Genomic DNA, 19,742 nt, shown 5'->3' with positions numbered 1-19,742 from the left:
TCACTTCTTTTGGGTAGTCATTATTGAGTGACGGGTTTGTACCAACTAGGGCATCAGTTTTCTTGCTGGTGATTAGGGGCAGATAAGCCATCTCGCGGGGCAGTCAGGTTGACCTTGTCCGGCAGGAGTTATAAGGTTTTCACTTCTACTTAAGAATCTACAATGGAGGTGATAATGAAAAAAATTATAGCTATTAGTTTGATGGCGCTTTCTATGCAGGCATTTGCAGATAAAGGCTGGATTGCTACAGACGTTGAAGTAACAGCTGTTACAAATACCAATTCTAATGGCCAAAGCTTTTCAGTGGTTGTGACTGATGGTGATGGAAATTATCCATGTGAAGATACAACCATATCTTTCCCCCTGGGGGCTGCGGGAGAAGAAGGGGGTGATGAAGGTATTCATAATAGGGCATTTAGCTTAGCTATTACGGCCTTAACTGCAGGGAAAAGAGTTAGCATATATAGCTATTCGGATAACTCAATTTGCCATGCTGCTGCACATATTAAGTTGCTTAAATAAACTTAACTGCCTAGGTGCACCCGGTGTGCTTAGGCGGGTACGTAAAATTTAAGCTCTAGATTCTTAGTGATGGGATATATATCCAACCAGTGCTTAAACCAGCGGATATCAACAAGTCTTCTTGATTTATGGTAATTAATTTTTCGGGATTTCTTTATTGTAATTCGGTAAGGCTTTCTGAGTTGGACGCTCAGCCATATCGGAAATTTTGAATAGCCTTTCCCTGAGGATGCTGGCCTGGGTTCCTGGGCGGCTTATAGCTGTGCAGAAGTACTTTTCTTTTTAATGTGAGATATAGTACAGCAAAGGTATGGGAGGTAATAGTTTTTAGGTGGCCGTAAAAAAGTAATGGCTAAGGCTGTATGGATGATTGCTGATGAAAATATATATTTTAGGGGATGAATTTTGAATAACAAAAAATTTTTATTGTTTGGCTTTTTTCTGGCCTCCGTTAACGCTTATTCTGATAGTCAGACATGTACTGGCAATGTTGCTACAGTAGAAGTTGCTGCAAATGGAAATATTCACGCTAGCATACAGGATAGTGGTGGAGATACTAATTTTTATAGTGTTGGAATTTGCAGGGTTACAGAAACCGTGGGTGAGTTTGCTGAAGAGTCCTGTAAGGCAGCCTTAACTCTTCTAACCACGGCACATGCGACAGGAAAGGAAGTGACCTTGTGGTTTCGAGAGGAGCAGTTTTCTTCTTGTACTCAATCATGGGGGGAGGTTTGGTCTCAGGGCGTTTATCATCTTCGGTTAAAGGAAAACTAAGAGCCCAGGTTTTCCTGATAGATGAAGAGATATTAGCCGGAAGAAGTCCAATGCGCCATGTTGATCCGTAAAAGACTGGATACAGAAGCTTTGGAAGCATGGCCCCATAGATTGGAGAAAGGCACCAGTAGTATTATAGGCGCTGATCTTTAGTGGCCGTTTATAGCTTTTGTCCAGCTTTTTGTTGAGTTGGATAGAGGTCTCTAATATTGCAATGCCATGAATGCTAATTCACTTCGGTTGGTTGATTTTTTGACTTGGTACTTTCGTCAAGGTTAGCGGTGGATCTCTCTAGTTGTTACTAATTTGGTGGTGTTGTAAGACTTTATTTTCCTTAATTAATGTAATTGAGTAGGGGGTTGGTGGTAGTATGCGCGGAGTTTTCCTTTAAGTTAAAGTCTCAGAGAGGATGTTCTGAAATGAAGAAAGCATTACTATTGTTTTGTGCTTTGTTTTCGGTAAATGGGTGGGCTTCTGGTGGATACATAGCTCAAAGTGTCGAGATTACGGCAGTGGCAAATACCGCAGCAAATGGTATGTCTTTTACGGTGAAGACAGCTAATGGTAACGGCTTATGTAATGGTGAGTCCATAACCTTCCCTTTGTCGGTGGCAGGTAATGCAGGAAATAATGAGGAGATTCATAGCCGAGCCTACGCTGCTGCTCTTACCGCGCTGACAACTGGAAAGAAGGTTTCTATATATAGCTATGAGGACTCCTCGGTTTGTAATCGTGCGGCCTTTATCGAGATCTTTCAGTAAGTTATTGGTTTTTATTTTATAAATTTAGGGTGGAGACATGATAAAATTTAAGGCTTTTATTCTTTTAATTGTTCTTTCGTTTCCAGCGGTTGCGGATGAAATTTGGTTTACTTCAACGATCACAAGAGTATATCCCCATGGAGATGGCCGATTCGTTATAACGTTTGCTGACGATTCTACCAGCTGCACAAACGGTGTTGATCCAAAGTACCATTGGGTAAAGGTCGGGGAGAAAGGTGTTACAGAGGAAGGGTTAAATCTGATGTTTGGTGCAGCTTTAGCAGGAGCTGCAGCAGGAAAACAAGTTCGAGTTAATTTTGATGATAGCACGAGCTACTGTTATATAAGTAGGTTGTTTGTTATATATTGAGAATATGTATAGCGATATCCGTAAAATAGTGAAATATAACAAGCTGCCTGCGATTATATGATTGGCCTGATAGTGAATGATATTTATTCTTTCACTATCAGGTCGGCTATTACATATCTTTAGCTTACTCTTCTCGTCTCAACTCTAAACGCTGAGATTCGCGGATACGAAAACGCCGCTTATTTTCCCGCTCACCACGAATACGTACTCGTTCACCAGATTGCATTCCTTTTTCTTTCGCCTCCCGCGCATCGATGAAATAGTATTCACCGGTAGTTTCGTCTTTTACTGAGAAGCGGTGATCCACTTCTCCAGTTTGAAAGTTCTCGGAGATCTCTTCCTCTAAAACGCCAGTTACGGTCTCCTCGGCCATTACCGAAGAGGAAAGAGCGAGAAGCAGGGCTAAGGGTAGATTTTTCATTGCGGTCATACTCCCCATTAAGTTATTCATCGTAAGTTACGGAAACAGTTGCAGAGTTATTGCTGCTGTCAGTGGATAGGAATTCAATAGTGATCCCAGCGGATGAGTCAGTAAAGCTCTCCCCAATAGTGGACAGTGTGGCGACCTGATTGGCGGTAACATTGTTATTGCTAGTGCCGCTAAGGTAGTGAACCGTTACCGCATTTTCGTGATGTGGGCGGGGATTGAGGGTGTCGTGCTCAACATGGTATTCGATGTAATAGTAGTTTTCCCCATTTCTGCTACCAATACTCTCTACTTTTAAGAGCTGGGGAAGAGTGCCACTAAGCTCACCTGCAGTAAGCTCTATAGCTTGAAACTCAATACTAGTAGTACTGCCTGAAACTGCCTCAATGGTTTCAGTGTATCCGGGGAATGAGTCATACCACCCCATATAGTCACGGTGACCGCTTCCGAATAAGCGCGACTGCCAGGCATTGCCCATTAGGGAGCCGTCACTGCCATACTCGCTCTCACCACTATCGTTGGTGTCTCCATCATTATTATCGTCATTGCCGGCGTGGCTCAGGCCAATATTGTGGCCAATTTCATGGCCCATAATCAGTTGATCGCTATCGGCAATTATCATACTCCAGCGGCCACCAACAGAGGCCACCCCTGTGCCAACTAATCCCGCGCTAGCTGCAGCTTCAGGGAAAATGTAGACCCGGTGACGCCAATCACTGAGATCTACAGGTTGGCTATTGGAGTCTACATAGTTACTTTCAATCCAGCTGGTTGCGTTATCTCTCCAGGTATAGCCGTCATCGTTATACTCGCTGCCAGAGCGGGATTGTGCATCTTCGATACTCAACACCCCACCATTTTGGCTGTCAGGAATGCTGTAGTTGAAGCAGTCGATAGAGGTGCTTTCATCGTTGTCTTCTCCGTAGCAGTACTGGTCCAGTGCTGTGTCACTACTAAGGTGGCGGCTAAACTTCAGTTGTCCCAGAGAATTCTCCTGGTAGGCATTGTCGAGAGAATCTGTGTCATTGAAAGCCATATCGGCGATTTGGGAAACACTGAGATCATCTTCTACAGAGACGTCTGAGAAGTTCATAAAGATAAAGACGATGCTGCTCTCTGTAGCTTCGATGGTTTGAACTGAGAATACAACATAAAGAGTGCTGCCATCTGTGAGTTCAAAAGATATAGTGTCTTCCACCGACTCGCCATCGTTTAAGTTCTGAGAATTGGTGTTTAATTGGTATTCCCAGTTGCCACTTTCATAGAGGGTAAAATCACCGTAGTCTCCGGCAACACTACTGGCCTGAAAGGTGGGGCTATTACTATCAGTATCTTCAAGGGTGAGGGTTCCACTGGCGTATTCTTGTGACCCTACGACAAGTGTTGCCAGGGGGCTACTGGGGTTAAAGGTGTACCCGCCCGTATCTTCCCCCTCGTTATCGGAGTCGTTACTGTCACTGCTATCAGTGCTTGTTTCCGTTTCAGTAGCCTCATCGCTGGAACTGCTACTACTGGAGCCGCCTCCGCCGCAAGCTGTGAGGAGAACGGATAAGCTGAATGCTGTAAGGAATTTTAGGGTATCAGGCATGACAAACTCGACGTATTTCTTAATGCAAGTGAGCGGGGCGATCTGTATTTGATGGACAGCTGCTTAAAGGTCCGGTTCCTATTGGGTAGTAGTTAAATAACCGAAATTGGATTCTGGGTCACCGAAGGCTAAATTGCTATCTGTTTTTTGGCAGGTTGTGACGGTGTTGGACCATTGATTGTGATTATCTTTAAGTAGTGTGAACCTGGTTTCGGCAATTGATGACAAGGCTCTTAAGGGTTAATAGGTAGGATAAAAGAGATAGCCCAAAAGTTAAATGAGTCGTGCAATATATTTATGGGTTTTCTTTAGGGATCGGAGCTTATGGTTTAGGCCTGCGGTTGGGCAAAGAGAAATAAGGATGTTATCAGCTGCTGAAAAATCCAAGGAACGAGGCAACAAAGTTACGTTCATGGAGGTTCTTTCCTGTACAGGTCTTTTTCTGCTGGTAGCTAATGCCAAGTAGCTACCTTCTTAAATCTTAATTCTACTTATTCTACCGGGGATATTATCGGTTCTCTTCATGGCGTAGGGGGTTATTGCAATGGAGGAGTTAATAACGTTGATGAGCGCAATACACCCGTAGATGGTTATAATCTTGGATTAAACTATCGGTGTTTTGAGTTTGTAAAGCGCTATTATTTTGAGCGTGTTGAAAACTGAATGTTTATATGTTCGGCCACGCTAAAGATTGCTCTGACCTGACCGTTGATCATGAAAGTTTCTATACCTAAAGAGGACTTCTGCAGTTTTTCAATCAAGACACTATGCGTCCAGATGTCGGTGATATCGTTGTCTATAGCGGTTCTCTATTTAATCCATTTCTATTGTCTTAATTGCAAATGAGCTGAATGGGGTCCTAGGGGGCATTCACCGGAATACCCGCTCATTTTCTTCATCGCGATGGCGGTCCCCTCTTATTTTTAGTCGCCAGGGTGCTAGCGATTAGGTAATGATCGTATTCTTGGTTGATTGCAAAACAGCCAACAACAACTCGGGTTAGTGATCTGTAAGTAACTGCTTCCGCCAATCTCCATTAGTAGCCATTTATCCGAGCGATATACCACTTGTCTTACCGACTGGCTTGGCTCTGGGAGATTGCTAGTCTGCCTCCATTGAAGGGAGGTAACTATGAAGTCTTTCTATATCTGGGCTCTATCTCTAATGTTTGGCAGTGCCATCAGCCAGGCGGGTGCTCTTGAGTCGCAGTGGGAGCTGGCGATGGCGGCTGCTTATGACCGAGCTTCCGATAGTGCACTCTTCGAAGGAGAGTCAAATGTGTCTCGACAAGCCTTGCTGCAGGGAGCCTTCCAATATGAAGCCTGGGAGGGGCAGGTCTCTGCTTTCCATCAGGCTGAGAGAGGTGGTAGTGAAGACTCACTGCTAGTGGTTGCGGAGCTTTTCCGGCAAGGGAGCTGGCAGGACTGGGATTGGCTGATAGGTAAGCGCCGATTGGATTTTGGGGTTGGTTATGGGCATCGTCCGCTAGATTGGTTTTTGCCCATGGAGCGAAACCCCGTTTCACTTCAAGTGAACGAAGGTGTTGGGGTGATGTCAGCGAGTCATTTTACTGGCAGTGGCGAGTTCAGTGTAATGTTGGTGGATGCAGGTATTAGCCAGCATTCTGGTGGCAGGTTGCCAAAGGGTATTGCAGCTCGCTGGTATCAGCTTGGGGCAAGTGCCGAGTGGCAGTTGTTGGGCTATATCGATGACAAGCGAGGTGTTAACTTAGGTGGTAGCTGGGTTAATACTTATGGAGAGCAATGGGAAGCCCATGCAGAATGGCGTTATCAGCAAGACCATTGGCGCTGGCAGCCCCCGGAACTGAAGGCCATACCGAAACAAGAAAAAGAACATAATGGTTGGCAGGCTCTTATAGGAATGACTTGGGCAAATAGCGCTGGGCATTCCGTAATTTTGGAGTACTGGTTTGATAGTCGCTCCTGGGGCAAAAATGAGTGGGATCAGGTGTTTGACTACAGCCAGTGGTACCAAAATCAGGGGGTGCAATGGGATAGCTTTCGTCGGTCCTCTGCGATGGCGTTTTCTGGTGAAAATGCCTTGAGGCACAATCTGCTTTTACATTGGATGCTTTCCAATAATGAATATCACCCTAAAGTCGATTTAATCTATACACCTGAAGATAGCGGTCTTATTTTAACTATCGGTGGTGAAAGGAAGTTAACTGAAGATTGGGTACTTGGTGCGTCTGCAAGATTTTTTGGTGGTCGTAACGAATCTGCTTTTGCACAGCTTCAAAGCCAGGCCGCATTTACTTTTAGTACGACGATAGTTTTTTGAGTGGAGTTAATGGTGAACTTGTTCAAAGAGTATTTGCGCACTTTGATAATTTGTGTGGTGGTAGCGGTAATTACCCAGGCCGTGTGGGGGGGAGGCTATTTTCTGAATGGTGTGATTTCTTTTGGGTATGGATTTGTAGCTCTATCTACACGGCAACTAGCCTGGTTTTTTAAACCTGCTTGGTCTTCTAAAGTGAAGCTAACAGTTACAGCTTTTGTGGCCTTCACTGTAGGTTCTCTACATGCTTGGTGGTGGATATCGGGCTTTGCAACTGTTCGAGGACTTGACTCTTTAATCATTGCTATCCCTATTTTTCTTTTCGTATATCAAATCGAGCTTAATCGAGAGCAGTCTCGCCAGCTGGAGAGAGAGCTTCAAGAGGCCAAATTACATCAGGCTGAGCAGCAAAAGAGTTTGGCCCAGAGCCAATTAAAAATACTACAAAGTCAAATTGAACCTCACTTTTTATTCAATACACTGGCTAACCTCAAAATGCTTATTCGTCATGATCCCCCAAAAGCTGAGAATCTTTTAGATAACTTTAGTGAGCTTTTACGCTTTAGTCTGAAAAAATCCCGCTGTGATCAGGTATCTTTAAAAGATGAACTAAGTAGCTTGGAGTGTTACTTGGAAATACAAAAGATACGTTTGGGGTCAAGGTTAGAGTATGAGGTTGATTTGTCTGAGGATATTAGCTTGGAAACAGTTGTTCCTCCTTTATTAATGCAGCCTTTAGTGGAAAATGCGATTTTTCATGGAATTGAACCTGCAGCCAATGGTGGATTGGTTAGATTGAAGGTTAAGCAACAAGAAGAACAGTGGATTGTCGAAGTAGAAGATAATGGTGTGGGACTCGCTGCCGGTATCAATAAGCTTAGTTCAGGTAAGCACAATGGAATTGCATTGAGCAATATTCGGGAGCGACTTTCTGCTCTTTACCAAGAGCGTGGTAAGCTATTGATCCAAAGTAATAAACAGGGTGGAGTTACTGCCCGTTTGGAGTTTCCATGCGTGCCATAATTGCAGATGATGAACCCCTATTGCGCTATCATCTTGATCAAATGCTTGCAGATTTTTATCCTGAGCTTGAAATAATTGGGAAGGCGGTCGATGGAGAAGAGGCATTAAATTTATGCCTAAATAAAAAACCGGACGTGGTTTTCCTGGATATTCGTATGCCAGGGCTGGATGGGCTAGCAGTTGCAGACGCACTTAAGAAATCTGATAAGCAGCCAATCGTTGTGTTTGTTACAGCATATGATGAGTATGCTGTAAAGGCTTTCGAGCACGAAGCTGCGGATTACTTGCTTAAACCGATAGATGAGAAACGCTTGGCGCAAGCCTGTGAGCGTATTCGTCAGCGTTTAAAAGAGCGGGAGGAGAGCGGCGTTACAGCAGGCCCTGATATAGAAATCATACTCAAGCAACTCTCGACAAGTCTACCGGAGTACTTACACTGGATTCGGGCGAGCAAGGGAGAGGATATTTACCTGATCGCCTCCGATGAGGTTTCAGCGTTCGTTGCCGAAGATAAATACACTACAGTTTACTCGGAGCAAGGTCAGCATATAATTCGAACGCCATTAAAGGAACTTTTGTCCCAATTGAACCCGGATTTATTTTGGCAAGTACATCGTTCAACCATTGTTAACGTGAAGCGTATTCAAAAGATTAGCCGAGGATTGACTGGTGGCGTCACTGTAGTGATGAATGATGGTCGTCACTATACAGTTAGCCGGCGGGCTGCCTCTATGTTTAAGTCTATGTAAGAGAAGGTAGTTTGTACTTTTTACTCTCCAAAAGTGTTTGTTTTTTGATGGATAAAAATGAATGAATTCACTGCGCACCAGGAAGGCTTTGAATACATTATTAGAAGCTTGTAATCAACTTCTGTGCTCCATAGCAATTTGGAATAAAGTGTGCTTTGAGGCACTGCTTGCTCGTAAAGCTAACGTTTAGCCCCTTCTGGTCTTTTCAAGTTAGAAGTCTTTACGATTACTGAACACTAGCCCCAGTTAGGCTGTGGCTCGGCTGCCTTAGGTAATTCAGTGTTTGCTCAGTATTGATTTTGATGTCGCGTTGATGAGGTTGTGAGAATGGTGATTCTAAGTTTTAAGGCAGAATAAAAATAAATTGTGGTATTGGTCTTGCTGATAGTCTAAAAAGGGATCTGTGTGGAAATTCTACTTGTCGTATTTTCCATAAAAGTTAAAGAATTTAGTTGTAGTCCTTCAGTATGAGAAATTTGATAATTTTTATCGTCGTTGTTGTTGTAATTCAAAGGTGGGATGACATCAGTCGTGTTTTTTCGTCATCACCTTCTATGATGGATGTCACCTCCGAAGTAGAGGCGTCGGAAGGGCAGGTTATTCTATATGCCACTAAGTGGTGCGGATACTGCAAGAAAGTTAGAAAGCTAATGCGTAAAAATAATATAGACTTTGTTGAGTTTGATATTGAATCATCAAAGGAAGCGAGAGCACAATATGATCGCTTAGGTGGTAACGGGGTACCTTTGTTGCTAGTTAATGGTGAGTTGATACAAGGCTATAATGCAGGGAAAATACTTCGAGCTTATCAAGGCTCTGAATAGTGCGCCCATAGCCTGTCATGCAATGGTAAATATGAGGGGCCGGTCATTTGTTGGCATTCTCTCTCTGTAATTCGCAGTAATTTACTTTTTTAGGAATGACCAGGATAATTGCCTGCAATACGCACTTGCATATAGCAATAGTCCGCTTGAATGAATGATATAGGTTTTCGGTGTAGATAACACTTCAGGCCTCCGGATCCGACGGGGGTTTTTACTTAAAAATCAGACCTGTACTCTTACATTTTTATTAAGAAATATTGGTGCTTCTCAATAATAAGTTTGATTTTGGGGCTGCTGTGCCAATTATTTATAATTTGTGAGGCTTTACCTTACCCATTTGTGGTTGTGCTACCGAAGCCTACTTAGCTTTGGTGTTAAAGTTCTAGTGACAATTCAATAGTGTTTACCACAGTGCAGATGCTTGTGCATTAATTTTTATATCTGCTAATAATGGATCTATTATGCTAAACAGTCTCAATTTGGCTTCTTACGCTATCTCTGTTGATGGTATTGAGGACTTAATTGAAGTTAAAGCGCCTTACTTTGCACTAGAGTCTTTACACTTTGATGTTGATGGTTGGCTGATTTCAAAGGTACCGATTCAATGTAAAAGTACTTTTGAAAAGACTTTGATGGATGTATCTGAAATAGGTAGGCACTTAGCCATTTTAGGGTCATGTTTTGGAGCATTGGCGAACCCTGTGAAGTCCAGGCATTACTACTTGGCTTGTAAAGCTGACCTTACAACCTTTGATAATTTTGTGTCAGAAGAGCGTCCTGAGTTTCTCTATGCGAGAACTAAAGCAGTATTCACTAACAAAAGAGAGCTGGTTGCTGAGGCTGAGTTGTTTGATACTGTAGGTGAGGTTGCGGCTAGACTTGAAGTTACATACCACGTAATGAAGGAGAAATCCTTCCACAGAATCTACAGCGGAAGTATTCAGGATATATCCCCTTCTATTGAGGGTGTTAACCCTTACGAGAAAAGTATTGATGTAAAAGTCCTTAAGGTTAATGACCAAACTTTAAATGCAACAATCGGTCGGGTGACACCTGAAATGTGTCTAGGACATTTTGATAAGGTGAAAGCGTTACCCGTAGCAATTGCTTCTCAGTGCCTGTTGAAGTCATGCTGCCTGTTTTTAAGGAATCTGCTAGGTGAGGATGAGGCTAGATTTGTCCTGACGTCAACAGAATTGCGAGCAGCTAATCTGGCTTTAGCTGGCCAGGAGGTGGATATTCATGTTTCCCTTGATGGTATTGAAGGTGACACCTATATTGTCCGTAGTATTGCTACAAACAAGCTTGGAGAGGCGGTAGGCGAAGCGGTTAGCTACATTAAGAAAGCTATTTAATCTTCTATTCCACATACTTCAATATGTCAGTATGAGATGTATCCACCTTATACTGACAATGCTTTCCACAGAATCTATATATCAGCCAAAATCCTGCCTAAGAATAGTGATAAGTCAATATTTTTCGCTATGAAGCTGTAAAACTGTATGTCCTTTCACTATCTTCCCTAATCCGTACTACTTTTTGAAAGGAGAAGATACGTTTCACATAGAGTCATGTGGAGTGTGGATGCTGACTAGGTACACGAAGGAATCTAGTTACTGTGTATTTCGGGATGGTGTATTCGCTCTTAATTTCCAGCAGTACCCTCAATTAAAGTTGTAGATCCACTTCTATTTAGCCATTCAGTATTGCTTATTCCCGCCTATCGCACCTGGTGACTGTTTATCGCATCATAAAGATCATTAGTCATGCTTCGGTTAGCCTGCTCCCAACTTGAATACAGGGAGAGACGTAATGAAAAATTTGATAGCAGCACTGATTGTTAATTTGGGAGCAAGTACCTCCTCCTTTGCCGCAGTTGATGCGCAAATGGAAGACTTATACCAAAAAGCCACAAAGGCGGGCGGTACGGCAGTGATGGCGTCTTATAAGGCTTTCAAACTGGCGCAAAAAGAAGATCCGTCTGATCCTATTGCACTCTTTTATTTGGGGGCCAGTGAAACACTAATGGCAAAAGAAAGCTGGTTGCCCTGGAGAAAGGTCAGTTATGCAGAGAATGGAATTGCCCGTATGGATAAGGCGCTCACCATAATTGAAGAAATGGATAACCCTGGTTGTTCCTCTCAGGGGATGCCTCAAGACTTGCTGCTCAAAGGAATTGCTGCAACAACTTTTACTAAGGTGCCAAAGTTCTTTAATTCTTTTGACCGTGGGTTTGAACTTTATCATGAGTTGATGGGTGATCCACGCATGGGATATATGCCGCCAGACGCTACTCACTGGATTTACTGTGGCGCATTGCAGGCTGCAGAGCTTGAGGGTGACAAGGAGTTAGTGAATTTATGGGGAGCAAAGGCTGAGAGTCATGGCATATCAAATCCATGTGGTGATGTTAAAAACTCTGACTAATAGTGCGAACAGGTAGTGAATCTATGTTACAGCTCACTCATATTGAAAAGACTTACATTTCCGGTGAGGTTCAACTTCGGGCGCTAAAAGATGTGAATCTGGATATTCGAGCAGGCACTATGGTAGCTCTGTGCGGACCATCGGGGTCTGGTAAAAGTACCTTGTTAAATATTTGCGGGCTACTGGATCATGATTACAGCGGAGAAGTCTGCTTTGCCGGCGAGGTGCTGAGAAAAAGCCATCGGCAGTCAATGAAGATCCGTCGTACTCAGTTGGGTTTTGTATTCCAAAAGTTTAATTTGGTTCCGGTAATGACAGCCTTTGAGAATGTAGCCTTTCCACTTCTTTTAAATGGAATGAAAGAAGGTGAAGTAAGACGGCATGTAATGGGCATGTTGGATCATGTCGGGCTGTCCCAGTTTTCCAACTACAGGCCAGATCGACTTTCAGGTGGACAACAGCAGAGAGTAGCAATCGCTCGAGCACTGGTGCACCAGCCCAAACTAGTAATTGCCGACGAACCTACGGCCAGCTTGGATAGTGTTACCGCACAACAAATTATTGAGTTAATGAAAAATTTAGGAATGGAGCAAAAAACAGCTTTTATTGTTGCCAGTCATGATGATCGAATGACTCGTCATTGCGATAGAGTTGTTGATCTGAAAGATGGTGTAATTCTGCAGGAGAGTGCTTTATGCGTCGCTTAAAAGTCGCGGTTTTAAATTTATTGCGCAATCGCCGCAGAAGCTTTCTTGCCGTTGCAATAATTTCCATTGTGGTGACGGCCTTGATGACCTCCGGAGGTTTTGGCCTATTTACGTATCAATCCCTTAAAGAGAACGCGGCGCGTAGTGAGGGGCATTTGGTGCTAACACAGCCGGGATATTTCTCTTCTGATGAGGATTTTCCTCTTCAGCTGGGTTTAGATAATGCCAATAAATTACGTAGGGACTTGTTGGTTGGGGAAAATGTGAAGGCTGTGCAGCCTAGAGTTTATCTGCAAGGGTTAATTTCCAATGGTGATAAATCTACTATTTTTTTAGGTCAGGGGATATTGCCAAGTGAATTTCGGGTGAAGGGGCCTTTTCTAAATGTCACTGAGGGCAGTATTTTATCAAACCGTGAAGATGTCAGTGATCCTGAGATTATGCTGGGTAAGGATCTCGCAAGAAATCTTAATGTAAGCCCTGGGGATTATATTACTTTAATGTCCTCTACCGTTCATGGGGCTCTCAATGCAATGGATTTTAAGGTTAGGGGAATTTTCGGGACGGGTGTTCCGGATATGGATAAGCGTCAAGTATATATTTCGGTTCAGGCTGCGCAGTTCCTGTTAGATAGTGAGCGGGTCTCAACCATGGCAATCTATGGCTACAATCTTGATAAGGCAGCGAGTTTGCAAGAAAAACTGCGTGAGTTAGTTCCAGAGCTGGAAATTACCACTTGGGAGGATCGTGCCTTTTTCTATCAGGGAGTAAAGAATCTTTATGACCGAATTTTTGGGTTGATGGGGATCATTATGGCGTTGGTTATCTTTGTCTCGCTTTTCAATACGCTGGCAATGTCGGTAACAGAGAGAACACGGGAAATAGGTACCCTGTCCGCATTGGGTGCATCCAAAGTGGAATTGATAACAGGGTTTATATTGGAGGCTTTAGTACTTGCTGTAGTGGGTTCTTTAGTAGGTGTTATTTTGGCTGGTCTGATAAGCGCCGGGTTGATGATGTTTGATATTACTATGCCGCCACCTCCGGGAAAAACAACGGGATATCCTTTGACTGTTTATTTCTCTATTAACTTGGCTTGGATGATTTCGGTTGCAATAGCTGCGATATGTGTTTTTTCATCCTTCCTTGCGGCGCGGAAAGGTGTCAATAAACCGATTACTGAGGCATTGGTCCATGTATAAATTAAGATTAGGCAGAGTTAGCTTGGCGATTGGTTTGTTGCTGATGTTCTCTCCCTTTGTTTCAGCTGGGACTGAGGAGAAGGAAAGTCATTTTTCCGCTGTACAGGTAGAAAGCATGTTGGCCAAAGCGGATTCCTATCGTCTTGGAGAGTCATCTTCAAAAGTTGTCACCAACATCCAGGTTTTTAAACAGGGAGAGTTAGAAAGCGAAGATCGCTACCATGTTTATACTCGCCCTGAGAGAAAATCATTGGTGGTATTTAAAGGTGTTGGTGAAGAGGGGCAAAAAATGCTGATGCTGCAGGATAACTACTGGCTATTGATGCCCCGCAGCCGCCGCCCTATCCGCATTACACCGATGCAAAGATTGCTGGGGGAGGCTTCAATTGGTGATATCGCCACTTTGACTTGGAGCCAGGACTATCGGGGGCAATTCGAGGCAAGTGAAATTCTAAAGGATAAATTGACCCACAAACTTCAGCTGGAGGCAAAAACCAAAGGAGCCAGCTATCAAAAGATAACATTGTGGCTTGATAGTGAGAGTCTCTTCCCAATCCAAGCGGAGCTTTACTTGAAATCTGGAAAATTGGCTAAGGTTGCGCATTTTGTATCAGGGATAAAGGATGAAGAACTATTTGTGGAGGAGATGGTTTTAGTTGATAGCATCAAGGCTACCACTGAAACCAGAGTTCACTACGAAAGTAGTACTGCGCATCAGTTAGCGGAAAAATTCTTCAATCCGGCATACTTGAGTCGACAGTCAAAAATGGATCTGTGAGAGTGGATCTGAGCGGGTAACTTCCTCTGCCAGTATCAATTCCGATACTGGCAGAGGTGCGGAAAATTAGGCTGCCTCAATTGATGCTATTTGAATTTTCCGCTCTTCGGAAAAAGCTCTATCAAGCTCTTCTGCCTCCCTGAGACGTTTTATTTTATCAAAGAACAATTGGGCTTCAGGAAAAGCCAATTTCAAGTAAGCGAGCCATTGCTTAATACGATTGCCCAGATACTTGGAAGGGTAAACTTCTCGGGTGGTTTGATAGTAACCCCAAAGAATTTCAATAATCTCTTGCCAGCCCAGTGCTGTATAGCTCTCACCTGAGCAGTAGGCTTTTATCTGCTTGCCCAAATCTGGCCTGGCTAGCAGGCTGCGACCAAACATAAATGCTTGGCATCCGGTTACTTCACGGCAGCGTTGAAATTCCTCAAGTGTCCAGATATCCCCGTTGGCAATGACTGGGATTTCGAGTTTTTGGCGAATTTCACCGATGTATTCCCAGTAGGCTGGGGGTTTATAGCCATCGACTTTGGAGCGAGCGTGTACTGCCAGTTCATTTGCGCCGCCAGCTGCTGCGGCCTGGGCGTTATCCATATAGCTAGAGCGATCATTAAAGCCCAGTCGGATTTTTGCGGTGACAGGGATGTTTTCCGGGACAGCGCGGCGAACCGCTCCTACAATAGCTTCCACTCTGTGAGGGCTTTGCAATAGGCAGGCGCCACCGTCGCTGTTATTCACTGATTTTGCAGGGCAGCCGAAATTGAGATCAATTGCTGTAGCACCGAACTCAACTGCTTTTACTGCATTAATTGCCATTGCATTGGGGTTGCCGCCTAACAGCTGTAACCGTACTGGAATCCCGCTTGGGGTCTTCGCACCTTTGTCGACCTCTGGGCACAAGCGGGTGAATACTCTGCGAGGCAAGCGAGTATTAGTGACACGAACAAACTCAGTAACACAGATATCGACCCCTCCAATGGCGGAGAGCAGGGCACGTACGTGATGGTCGATTACCCCCTCCATTGGTGCCTGGTAAATCGTAGGTTCTGGGGTAGGTGTCTTGTCGGTCATAAGTCAGTTGAGAGGTAAATCATAAATCTAAAGGCGCATATTCTATCAGCAAGTTATTGTAATGGCGCAAAAACGATCATTCTTCAGTATATAAAAGTAGGAGAAATAAACTCGGCCTATTGATGTTTTGCACCAAAATTGGGCGTGGTAATTTAGACCCCTCCGTTGCCCCTGAAACCAATAAGTGTTTGATTTTAAAAGCAACTTGTATTGATAATAGAAAAATATCAGCATTTTGGAACTAACGAATTTTTTCCTGTGTGCCCGCTGTTTTTGGGGGAGGATCAGGTGCAGCGGCGGTTGAAATTACCGGTCTAGGCAATAAGATTCCGATGTGCAGAAATTTGGGACGGCTGGGCTAAGTGAGATTTTCCCGGGCAAGTTTATTGGTTGTACAACATAAATTTGTTTAATTGTGAGCGAAGATTTTACATACGCACAAAATATTAATTGGGGTGTTTCAGCTGTCCTGAATAAATAGATACGTAAATTCATAGTGTTACGGGCACGGATGAAACCGTCCAGGATGGCTGGTTTTATTGCCTGGTGCCAGGGGGAATAAACAGTGCAAGAAACACTTTTGCAACAGGGGCTAGATATCACCCTGTTTGGTATGGGAATTGTTTTTACTTTTCTGCTATTACTGGTGATCGGTACCGGTATTATGTCGAGAGTCATCTCCCGCTATTTCCCCGAAGCGGAGCCCGTATCCCACGCGCCTTCCCCAACCGCTGGGAATGATAAGGCCCATTTACATGCGGTGATTAAAGCTGCGATCGAACAGCATCGCAAAAGACGCTAACCGCCAATCGCTTCCAAACAATTTCCAATAATTTCTGCCGAGAGAGATAACCCATGACTGAGGTTAAAAAGCCATTGGGGATTACCGATGTAGTCCTGCGCGATGCCCACCAGTCACTGTTCGCTACCCGACTGCGACTGGACGATATGCTGCCGATTGCTGAGAAGCTCGATAAAGTTGGCTTCTGGTCTCTGGAGTCCTGGGGGGGTGCCACTTTCGACTCCTGCATTCGCTATCTCGGCGAAGATCCCTGGGAGCGTATTCGCGAACTGAAGAAAGCTATGCCGAACACGCCCCAACAGATGCTGTTCAGGGGACAGAATATTCTCGGCTACCGCCACTATGCGGATGACGTGGTTGAGAAGTTTGTAGAGCGCGCTGCAGTCAATGGGGTAGACGTGTTCCGCGTGTTCGACGCGATGAACGATATGCGCAACCTGAAAACCGCACTGGCTGCGGTGAAGAAACAAGAGAAGCACGCTCAGGGCACCATCTCTTATACCGTGAGCCCAGTACACACCATGGACTTATGGGTGGATCTGGGGCGCCAGATCGAGGATATGGGAGCGGATTCCATCGCGATCAAGGACATGGCCGGTCTGCTGCGCCCCTATGAGGGCTACGAGCTGGTGAAACGTTTGAAGGCCGCCGTGGACATCCCCATCCATATGCAGTGCCACGCTACTACCGGTTTATCTACGGCTACCGCTCTCAAGTGTATCGAGGCGGGTATCGACAACGTGGACACCGCGATCAGCTCTATGTCCATGACCTATGGTCACAGCCCAACCGAAGCGTTGGTGGCGATTTTGGAAGGCACTGAGCGGGACACCGGGCTGGATATTAACCTGCTGGAAGAAATTGCGGCTTACTTCCGTAACGTCCGCAAGAAGTACGCGAAGTTTGAGGGTTCCTTGAAAGGCGTGGATTCCCGCATCCTGGTGGCCCAGGTACCCGGTGGCATGCTCACCAATATGGAAAACCAGCTGCGCGAACAGGGTGCCGGGGATCGCCTGGATGATGTACTCGAGGAAATCCCCCGGGTGCGTGAAGACCTGGGCTGTATCCCGCTGGTTACTCCCACGTCCCAGATTGTGGGTACCCAGGCGGTACTCAATGTCCTGACTGGAGAGCGTTACAAATCGATCTCTAAAGAGACTGCCGCCGTCTTGAAAGGCGAATACGGTGCGACACCTGCCGAAGTTAACCAGGAGCTGCAGGTCCGGGTACTGGATGGGGCGAATCCGGTTACCTGTCGTCCGGCAGACCTGTTGGCACCAGAGTTGGACAAGTTAACCTTGGAGCTTCAAGAGAAAGCGGGTGAACAAGATGTGGCCCTGACCGATGGTGAGGGGGAGATCGACGATGTACTTACCTATGCACTCTTCCCGCAGATTGGCCTGAAGTTCCTGAAGAACCGTGGCAATCCAGAAGCTTTCGAGCCAGTACCTACCGGTAATGAAGGTGCTGCAGTCAAGAACGACAAAGGTGAAGAAGTTTATACGGTAACTGTAGAGGGACAGAGCTACACCGTCACTGTGGCCGATGGTGGCGACTTAACCAATATTGCCCCAGTGTCTGGTGGTGCTCCCGCATCTGCAGCTAGTGCACCTTCCGTGCCTGCTACCGGAGGTGAGCCGGTTAATGCGCCCCTCGCTGGGAATATCTTCAAAGTAATGGTGAAGCCCGGGGATCAGGTGAGCGAAGGTCAGGCGGTGTTAGTACTGGAAGCGATGAAGATGGAAACTGTGGTGAGTGCCCCTCGTGCCGGTAACGTCGCCAGTGTGGCAGTAAAAGAAGGCGATTCAGTGGCGGTGGGTGATGCCCTGCTGTCCATTGCATAGCCAAAGGTAGGAGTCACACGTGGATAATCTGATTACTCTTTGGCATTCCTCCGGCGTCGCGCAGATGGCATCGGGCCAGTTCATTATGATTTTGGTGGGCCTGGGCCTGCTGTTTTTGGCCATTCGCAAAAACTTTGAGCCCCTGCTTTTGGTGCCTATCGGTTTCGGCGGAATCCTGGCCAATATTCCTGGTGCCGATTTGGCACTCTCAGCCGCAGAGACAGCCCTTACCCAGGGAGATGGAGCTGTTTTGGCGCAAATGGCCCAGATCCTGGGCCTTGATAGTACTTCAGCTTTACCCGCGCTAAAGGAAGCTCTGGGCAGTGCGCCGGCAGCCGTGCAGGTACAAGCAGCTGAGTTTGCCCGGGATGCCGGTTTCAACAACGGTATGTTGTATAACTTCTATTCCGTAGCTATTGCTTCCGGCATTGCGCCGTTGGTAATTTTTATGGGCGTAGGGGCTATGACCGACTTTGGTCCGCTACTCGCCAATCCGCGCACCTTGTTCCTCGGTGCAGCGGCCCAGTTTGGGATCTTTGCCACGGTGCTCGGTGCTGTGGGTCTCTCAGTAGCGGGAATCATGGACTTCTCAATCGCCGATGCCGCTGCGATCGGTATTATCGGTGGAGCAGATGGTCCCACAGCTATCTATGTTTCCAGCCTATTGGCCCCAGATCTGTTGGGGGCTATTGCTGTAGCGGCTTATTCGTATATGGCGCTGGTACCTATGATTCAGCCGCCGATTATGCGTGCTCTGACTACTGAACAGGAGCGCAAAATTGAAATGGTGCAATTGCGCCATGTGAGCAAGCGGGAAAAAATTGCCTTCCCGATGTTGCTGTTGATTTTGGTGGCCCTGTTCCTGCCAGCTGCTGCACCGCTGTTGGGTATGTTCTGCTTTGGTAATTTGATGCGTGAGTGCGGAGTCGTTTCCCGATTGTCAGACACTGCTCAGAATGCGCTGATCAATATCACCACTATTTTCCTGGGACTTTCCGTTGGTTCAAAATTGGCGGCAGACAAATTCCTCGACCCTAAAACCCTGGGTATTTTGGCTTTAGGTATTGTGGCGTTTGCGATCGGCACTGCGGCTGGCGTGTTGATGGCTAAGTTGATCAATGTATTCAGCAAGCACAAGATTAATCCATTGATTGGTTCTGCCGGTGTTTCTGCCGTACCTATGGCCGCGCGGGTGTCCAACAAAGTGGGGCTCGAATCCAATCCTCACAACTTCCTGTTGATGCACGCAATGGGCCCCAACGTAGCTGGTGTTATCGGTTCTGCGGTGGCTGCGGGTGTGATGATCAGTATGGTGCGGAGCCTTACTGGGGGTTAGTTGGGGGCCGTTGATTTTCAAAAAAGGGCGAACTTTGTTCGCCCTTTTTTATGGCTGCAGGAAAAGGCTGAAATAGTGTTGTCTTTAATTGAGGCTTTGCTGGCCTTTTGTGCGCTTTAAATGTAGGGGTTCGATGGTTGGCTATTGTCAATCGACGGGGTTCATTTTGAGTTAAGGTTGATTGCGCTATATTCATCATCAAGTTTTAGTTGAAATAGAAATTTACTCGGAAGTAAGTT

19 protein-coding genes are annotated in these 19,742 nt (G+C 45.5%); 16 read left to right on the top strand and 3 right to left on the bottom strand.

Translation table 11 applies throughout. The features are described from left to right. The first annotated feature begins 174 nt into the window (after positions 1–174). The 4 genes from ACJJIE_RS09715 (at position 175) to ACJJIE_RS09700 (ending at position 2,427) form a co-directional block, all read left to right on the top strand. The gene (locus ACJJIE_RS09715; protein ID WP_444894449.1) at positions 175–522 is read left to right on the top strand and encodes a DUF5992 family protein; all 348 of its coding nucleotides are present in this window, start codon (positions 175–177) and stop codon (positions 520–522) included. A 405-nt stretch (positions 523–927) separates the two neighbouring features. Further along, positions 928–1,296, top strand: coding sequence for a hypothetical protein (locus ACJJIE_RS09710; protein WP_282933596.1), 369 nt, complete (start codon positions 928–930; stop codon positions 1,294–1,296). Between the two features lie 419 nt (positions 1,297–1,715). After that, on the top strand, positions 1,716–2,057 hold the full coding sequence (locus ACJJIE_RS09705; RefSeq protein ID WP_444894448.1) for a DUF5992 family protein: 342 nt from the start codon (positions 1,716–1,718) through the stop codon (positions 2,055–2,057). Between the two features lie 37 nt (positions 2,058–2,094). Continuing rightward, complete coding sequence (locus ACJJIE_RS09700; RefSeq protein ID WP_282933594.1) at positions 2,095–2,427, top strand: response regulator receiver protein; 333 nt, start codon at positions 2,095–2,097, stop codon at positions 2,425–2,427. 124 nt (positions 2,428–2,551) lie between these two features. On the opposite strand, the gene ACJJIE_RS09695 is transcribed toward ACJJIE_RS09700, so the two are convergent. Both ACJJIE_RS09695 and ACJJIE_RS09690 read right to left on the bottom strand, forming a co-directional pair. Then, positions 2,552–2,848, bottom strand: coding sequence for a hypothetical protein (locus tag ACJJIE_RS09695; RefSeq protein WP_282933593.1), 297 nt, complete (start codon positions 2,846–2,848; stop codon positions 2,552–2,554). Between the two features lie 22 nt (positions 2,849–2,870). Beyond that, positions 2,871–4,442, bottom strand: a complete 1,572-nt coding sequence (locus ACJJIE_RS09690; protein ID WP_444894447.1) for a VCBS domain-containing protein — start codon at positions 4,440–4,442, stop codon at positions 2,871–2,873. Positions 4,443–5,573: 1,131 nt separating this feature from the next. On the opposite strand from ACJJIE_RS09690, the gene ACJJIE_RS09685 reads away from it, so the two are divergent. From ACJJIE_RS09685 to ACJJIE_RS09645, 9 genes are all read left to right on the top strand, one after another. Further along, a complete protein-coding gene (locus ACJJIE_RS09685; RefSeq protein WP_444894446.1) occupies positions 5,574–6,743 on the top strand; it encodes a hypothetical protein in 1,170 nt (389 codons plus the stop codon). A 9-nt stretch (positions 6,744–6,752) separates the two neighbouring features. Continuing rightward, entirely contained in the window at positions 6,753–7,763 is a 1,011-nt protein-coding gene (locus ACJJIE_RS09680) for a sensor histidine kinase (RefSeq protein ID WP_444894445.1), read from the top strand. Further along, positions 7,751–8,512: a LytR/AlgR family response regulator transcription factor gene (locus ACJJIE_RS09675; protein WP_444894444.1), complete on the top strand. Its 762-nt coding sequence runs from the start codon at positions 7,751–7,753 to the stop codon at positions 8,510–8,512. Before ACJJIE_RS09680 ends, ACJJIE_RS09675 begins: the two co-directional genes overlap by 13 nt. Before the next feature lie 467 nt (positions 8,513–8,979). Continuing rightward, positions 8,980–9,336: a glutaredoxin family protein gene (locus ACJJIE_RS09670; RefSeq protein ID WP_444894443.1), complete on the top strand. Its 357-nt coding sequence runs from the start codon at positions 8,980–8,982 to the stop codon at positions 9,334–9,336. Positions 9,337–9,797: 461 nt separating this feature from the next. Further along, positions 9,798–10,691, top strand: coding sequence for a hypothetical protein (locus ACJJIE_RS09665; protein ID WP_444894442.1), 894 nt, complete (start codon positions 9,798–9,800; stop codon positions 10,689–10,691). 457 nt (positions 10,692–11,148) lie between these two features. Further along, positions 11,149–11,763, top strand: coding sequence for a hypothetical protein (locus ACJJIE_RS09660; protein WP_444894441.1), 615 nt, complete (start codon positions 11,149–11,151; stop codon positions 11,761–11,763). 23 nt (positions 11,764–11,786) lie between these two features. Then, positions 11,787–12,470: an ABC transporter ATP-binding protein gene (locus ACJJIE_RS09655; protein WP_444894440.1), complete on the top strand. Its 684-nt coding sequence runs from the start codon at positions 11,787–11,789 to the stop codon at positions 12,468–12,470. Further along, positions 12,458–13,672: an ABC transporter permease gene (locus ACJJIE_RS09650; RefSeq protein ID WP_444894439.1), complete on the top strand. Its 1,215-nt coding sequence runs from the start codon at positions 12,458–12,460 to the stop codon at positions 13,670–13,672. The genes ACJJIE_RS09655 and ACJJIE_RS09650 overlap by 13 nt, the downstream gene beginning before the upstream one ends. After that, the gene (locus tag ACJJIE_RS09645; RefSeq protein WP_444894438.1) at positions 13,665–14,450 is read left to right on the top strand and encodes an outer membrane lipoprotein-sorting protein; all 786 of its coding nucleotides are present in this window, start codon (positions 13,665–13,667) and stop codon (positions 14,448–14,450) included. The genes ACJJIE_RS09650 and ACJJIE_RS09645 overlap by 8 nt, the downstream gene beginning before the upstream one ends. Before the next feature lie 66 nt (positions 14,451–14,516). On the opposite strand, the gene ACJJIE_RS09640 is transcribed toward ACJJIE_RS09645, so the two are convergent. Then, positions 14,517–15,521, bottom strand: a complete 1,005-nt coding sequence (locus tag ACJJIE_RS09640; protein WP_444894437.1) for a tRNA dihydrouridine synthase — start codon at positions 15,519–15,521, stop codon at positions 14,517–14,519. A 565-nt stretch (positions 15,522–16,086) separates the two neighbouring features. Here ACJJIE_RS09640 and ACJJIE_RS09635 point away from each other — a divergent pair. The 3 genes from ACJJIE_RS09635 to ACJJIE_RS09625 are packed head-to-tail and all read left to right on the top strand — an operon-like array spanning position 16,087 to position 19,503. Next, complete coding sequence (locus tag ACJJIE_RS09635) at positions 16,087–16,323, top strand: OadG family protein (protein ID WP_282933580.1); 237 nt, start codon at positions 16,087–16,089, stop codon at positions 16,321–16,323. 53 nt (positions 16,324–16,376) lie between these two features. After that, a complete protein-coding gene (gene oadA / locus ACJJIE_RS09630) occupies positions 16,377–18,167 on the top strand; it encodes a sodium-extruding oxaloacetate decarboxylase subunit alpha (RefSeq protein ID WP_444894436.1) in 1,791 nt (596 codons plus the stop codon). A gap of 19 nt (positions 18,168–18,186) precedes the next feature. Further along, positions 18,187–19,503 carry a sodium ion-translocating decarboxylase subunit beta gene (locus tag ACJJIE_RS09625; protein ID WP_444894435.1) on the top strand — a complete coding sequence of 439 codons (1,317 nt, stop codon included), beginning with the start codon at positions 18,187–18,189 and terminating at the stop codon, positions 19,501–19,503. Positions 19,504–19,742: the final 239 nt, after the last annotated feature.

The sequence above is a fragment of the Microbulbifer maximicatervae (SeqCode) genome, from assembly GCF_052467325.1.
The sequence above is the reverse complement of the archived record's forward strand: the minus strand, read 5'-3'. Positions and strand labels throughout refer to the sequence as shown.